This is a genomic window from Streptomyces corynorhini (genome assembly GCF_003346515.1).
GTDB classification, from domain to species: Bacteria; Actinomycetota; Actinomycetes; order Streptomycetales; family Streptomycetaceae; genus Streptomyces; species Streptomyces corynorhini.
On record NZ_QQNA01000389.1, the window covers coordinates 1 to 4649 of the forward strand.

Sequence of the window (4649 nt, forward strand, 5' to 3'; positions counted from 1 at the left end):
GGTTCGAGTCCTGCCGGGGGCGCTTTCTACGCGCGTGCACAGCCCTCCCCATGGAGGGCTCTCGCGCGAGGTCAACGCACGCTAGCGAAACCGGCGTAGCGGCGACGTAAGGACGCGCGGGGCGACGCCCGCCCGCGAAGCGTCGGCGACGCACCCGCACGCCCCCCGGCCGCACTCCCCACCACACCCTCACCCGCGCCCCTCGCCCGCGCCCCTCACGCCCACCCCCATTCGCCCTCTTTGTCGGGTTTTCCGGCATGCGCAACGGGGGGTTGACCATTCACCGAAGTGCCCCTACTTTTCTCGCAACCCGCTGGTACATCGATTAACCATCACTGGTTGACGTCCTCTGGTTCTGGTTGGAGACATCCCGCTGTGCGCTCATCCCTGAGTCGGCGTGGCTTCCTCGCCGCAGGTTCCGGCATCGCCGCCGCCACCGCTCTGCCCGCCCTGTCCGGCTGCTCCTCCATCGCCGCGGCCGATTCCGATCCCGACACCCTCCTCGTCCACACCCAGCTCGGCACCACCGCGCCCGGTTCCGCCACCTACACCGCCGTGGTGGATCTCTTCCAGAAGGAGAATCCGGGGCTCGGGGTCAAGAACCTCGTCAACGGGGACGACCTCGCCCAGGTGTACGAGACCTCCCGGCTGGCCCGTAAAGAGCCCGACGTGGTCATGATCAATCTGTACGACAAGACGCTGGCCTGGACCGATGTCGGAGCGACGGTCGACGTCAAGGGGTACCTCGACGACTGGGGCCTGCGGAACCGCGTCGTGCCCGCCGCGCTGGAGGCGTGGACCGACGGGAAGGGACGGCTGCGCGCCTTCCCGTACTTCGCGACCAACTGGCCCGTGGCCTTCAACACCACCCTGCTCGACCGGGCCGGGGTGGGCGCGGTGCCGACCACCGGGGACGAACTGATCGGCGCGGCGCGCAAGTTGCGCGGCAAGGGCATCGCTCCGGTCACCGTGGGCGGCAACGACTGGACGGGGCAGAAGCTGCTCGCCCAGATCATCCAGACCTTCCTCACCCAGGAGGAGGCCCAGCAGGTCTACGCGACCGGCGACTTCGGCGGCAGGGGCGCCCGCGAGGGCATCGAGTACTTCGTCTCCCTGCGCGACGCGGGGGTCTTCGCCGACAAGGCGCAGGGGCTCACCTCCGACACGATGACCACGCAGTACAACACCCAGGCCGCCGCGATGCAGTCCGCGATGTCCTCGGCGCTCGCCAAGGTGCCGCCCGAGGTCGCCGCGCGCACCGAGGTCGGCGGCTGGCCGCTGGCCCCGGGCGCCGCGCACGAGAAGCCGACGATCATGCGTTCGTTCACGCTCATCGGCTTCTGGATCAGCCCGAACGGCACGAAGAAGCTGCCCGCCGTGGAGAAGTTCCTGCGCTTCATGTACCGGCCCGACGTGGTCTCCCGCTTCATCACCGAGAGCGGCCGTGACATGGCGCTGGTGACGGACACGGTCAGCAAGGACTTCCCGCTGGTGGCCGCGGCGCAGCGGCTCGGCGACAGCGTCGGGCAGGTCCTGCTGCCCGATCTGTACGTCCCCCCGACGGCCTCCCAGCCGCTGATCACGGCGACCAGCACCGCCTTCACCCGGGGCACGAGCGCGGCCTCCGTGCGCTCCGTCCTCGAATCCGCGTACCGCGGGGCCTGAACCCTCGCCCGAGCCATTCGGAAGTCACGCCATGACGACGCTCTCGTCCGCCCCGGGCACCACCACGGCCCACCGCCCACCCGACCGCTCCTCCCCCGTGCCCGCCCCCGCCGCCCGCGAACGCCGGAACCAGGGCGGGGTCATCCTGGCCGTCCCCGCGCTGGTCTGGTACCTGGTCTTCATGGTCGGGCCGCTGGTCGCGATCTTCGTCATCGCGGCCCTGCACTGGCCCGGCATGCTCCAGCCGGTCTCCTTCGCCGGCTTCGGCAACGTCCGTACGGTCCTCGCCGACCCGGTCTTCCTGGACGCCGTGACCAACACGGCCGTCCAGCTCGCCGTGGCGCTGCCCGTGATGATCGTGGGCGCCTACATGCTGGGCTACTACGTCGCGCAGAACCCGCCGGGCCACCGCGTGCTGCGCTACCTCCTCTTCATCCCCGGCCTGATCTCGACGCCGGCCAAGGCGATGGTGTTCTACGCGGTCCTCTCGCCGGACGGGCTGTTCAACGGGGCGCTGGAGAAGGTGGGTCTCGGCTCGCTGACCGACGCCTGGCTGGCCTCGCCCTCCACCGCGCTGCTCTGTCTGATCCTGGTGGACGTGTGGAGCGGCATCGGGTTCACGGCGGTCCTGTTCGCCGCGCGCCTGGGCAGCGTGCCGGACGAGATCGGTGAGGCCGCGCAGCTCGACGGCGCGGGGCACTGGCGCACGATGTGGCGCGTCCACTTCCCCGTCATCCGCGACTTCGTGGGCGTCGTGACGATGCTCCAGTTCCTGTGGACGCTGTTCGGCTCCGCCCAGAACGTCCTGCTGCTCACCCAGGGCGGCCCGGGAACCTCGTCGACAACGTTGTCCTTCCTCGTCTACCAGAAGGCGTTCATCGCGGCGGACCTCGGCTACAGCCAGACCGTCGGAGTGATCCTCTTCCTGGTCGGGCTGGCCGGACTGCTCACCATCCGGCGGGTCTTCCGCCAGAACTACTGACCCGCCATGCCGATTCGATCCGCAGATCCGGAGCCCGTGCCATGAAACTCGGAAAGTCCTGGCTGCCCGCGCACCTCCTCGCGTGGCTCTACGCGGTGCTGCTGGTGGTCCCCCTCTACTACCTGCTGATCTCGGCGTTCAAGTCGAACGACCAGATCTTCGGCAGCCCCTTCGCGCCGCCCACCTCCCTGTCCTTCGGCAACTTCGGCGAGGCGTTCTCCTCCGCCGACCTGGGCCTGGCCGTCGTCAACTCGGCGCTCGTCACCGTGTTCGCGCTGGCCCTGACGCTGGCGCTCGCCATCCCCGCGGCCTTCGCGATCGCCCGCGCGACGGGGCCGCTGGGGGCGCTGGTGGAGCGGGTGTTCTCGCTCGGGTTCCTGGTGCCCACGTTCGCCGCGCTCTTCCCGACGTTCCTGCTCTCCGCCGCCACGGGGCTGTTCCACACCCGCGTCTTCATGGTGCTGTTCCTGCCCGCGACGGCGATGCCGCTCTCCGTCGTCATCCTGGTGCAGTTCATGCGGACCATCCCGCGCGAGATGGAGGAGGCCGCGCGGCTGGACGGCGCGTCCACGTTCTCGGTGCTGCGGCACATCTACACCCCGATGTGCGTGCCGGGCATCGCGACCGTACTGCTGCTGAACTTCCTGACCTTCTGGAACGAGTACCTGTACTCGCTCGTGATCATCGGCCCCGATCCGGCGCAGCGCACGGTGCAGGTGGCGCTGCCCACGCTCAAGTCCCTGACGGGCACCGACTACGGGATCCTGACCGCCGGTACGGTATTGACACTGGTGCCGGTCTGGATCGTCTATACCGTGCTCCAGAAGCGGATGCAGCAGGCTCTCGTCAGCGGGGCGGTGAAAATGTGACCCAGCATCCCCAGCGGGCGCCCCGGCAGCGGGACGCCCCGCTCGCCCGCGAGCGCCCCACGATCAAGGCCGTGGCCGCCGCCGCCGGGGTGTCCACGGCTGCCGTCTCCCAGACGGTCAACGGCACCGGCCGGATCGCCGAGGCGACCCGGCGCCGTGTCCTGGACGCCGCCGCCGAGCTGGGCTGGTCGCCGAGCGCGTCCGCGACGGCGCTGCGCCGGGCCCGTACCCGTACGCTCGCGCTCGTCGTGCGCCGGCCGACCGATGTGCTGGGCGCCGACCCGCACTTCAGCGAGCTGATCACCGGTCTGGAGGGCGAACTCGCGCCGCGCGGCTACGGTCTGCTGCTCCATCTCGTCGCGGACATGGCGCAGGAGAGCGCGCTGTACGAACGGCTGGTCGCCGAGGGCCGGATCGACGGGGCCGTGCTGACCGACGCGCGCGCCGACGATCCGCGCCCGCCGCTGCTGCGCGGGCTCGGGCTGCCCGCCGTGCTGCTGAGCGCGCCCGACGACACCTCGCCGGTCCCGAACGTGGGCCTCGGGCAGCAGGGCGCCGGGGTGCGCGAAGCCGTCGCGCACCTGCTGGAGCTGGGCCACCGGCGGATCGCCTACGTCACGGGCCCGTCCGAGCTGACGCACACCCGGCTGCGCCGCGCGGCCTTCGAGGACGCGCTCACGGAGGCCGGGGTGCGGCCCGTCGCCGTGCGCGAGACCGACTTCACGGAGGCGGCGGCGGTCGCCGCCACCGAGGAGTTGCTGCGGCTGCGCGCACGGCCCACGGCCGTCGTGTACTCCAACGACTCGATGGCCGTGTGCGGGATCGGCACCGCGCAGCGCGCCGGGCTGCGGGTGCCGCACGACCTGTCCGTCATCGGGTACGACAATCTGCCGCTGGGCCGCTGGCTGCACCCGCGGCTGACCACGGTCGACCAGCAGGTGCAGGCCGTCGGCGCCGCCGCCGCGCGCACGCTGCTCGCCGAGTGCGGCGAGGACGTGCCGCCGCCGGTGCTGGACGGCAGGCCCCGGCTGGTCGTACGGGAGACCACCGGGCCCGTGCCGGACGTAAGGGAGAGCACCGGACCCGTGCCGGACGTACGCGGCGGATCCGTCGCGTACGTCCGGCACGGGTCC

The 4649-nt window shown here is 71.2% G+C and carries 4 protein-coding genes; all 4 read left to right on the forward strand.

What is annotated here, in order from left to right; all coding sequences use genetic code 11:
- The first annotated feature begins 375 nt into the window (after positions 1–375).
- Entirely contained in the window at positions 376–1665 is a 1290-nt protein-coding gene (locus DVH02_RS33195; protein ID WP_114627555.1) for an ABC transporter substrate-binding protein, read from the forward strand.
- 31 nt (positions 1666–1696) lie between these two features.
- Positions 1697–2647 carry a carbohydrate ABC transporter permease gene (locus tag DVH02_RS33200; protein ID WP_114627556.1) on the forward strand — a complete coding sequence of 317 codons (951 nt, stop codon included), beginning with the start codon at positions 1697–1699 and terminating at the stop codon, positions 2645–2647.
- A gap of 41 nt (positions 2648–2688) precedes the next feature.
- Positions 2689–3516 (forward strand): carbohydrate ABC transporter permease, encoded by an 828-nt coding sequence (locus DVH02_RS33205; protein WP_114627557.1) that lies wholly within the window; start codon positions 2689–2691, stop codon positions 3514–3516.
- Positions 3517–3587: 71 nt separating this feature from the next.
- Positions 3588–4649: LacI family DNA-binding transcriptional regulator (locus DVH02_RS33210; protein WP_147286191.1), on the forward strand; the 1062-nt coding region annotated here is incomplete at its 3' end.

Bases quoted from the DNA above. Each gene is read 5' to 3' on its own strand.
- DVH02_RS33200 (WP_114627556.1), top strand. From the start codon at position 1,697: ATGACGACGCTCTCGTCCGCCCCGGGCACCACCACGGCCCACCGCCCA.
- DVH02_RS33205 (WP_114627557.1), top strand. From the start codon at position 2,689: ATGAAACTCGGAAAGTCCTGGCTGCCCGCGCACCTCCTCGCGTGGCTC.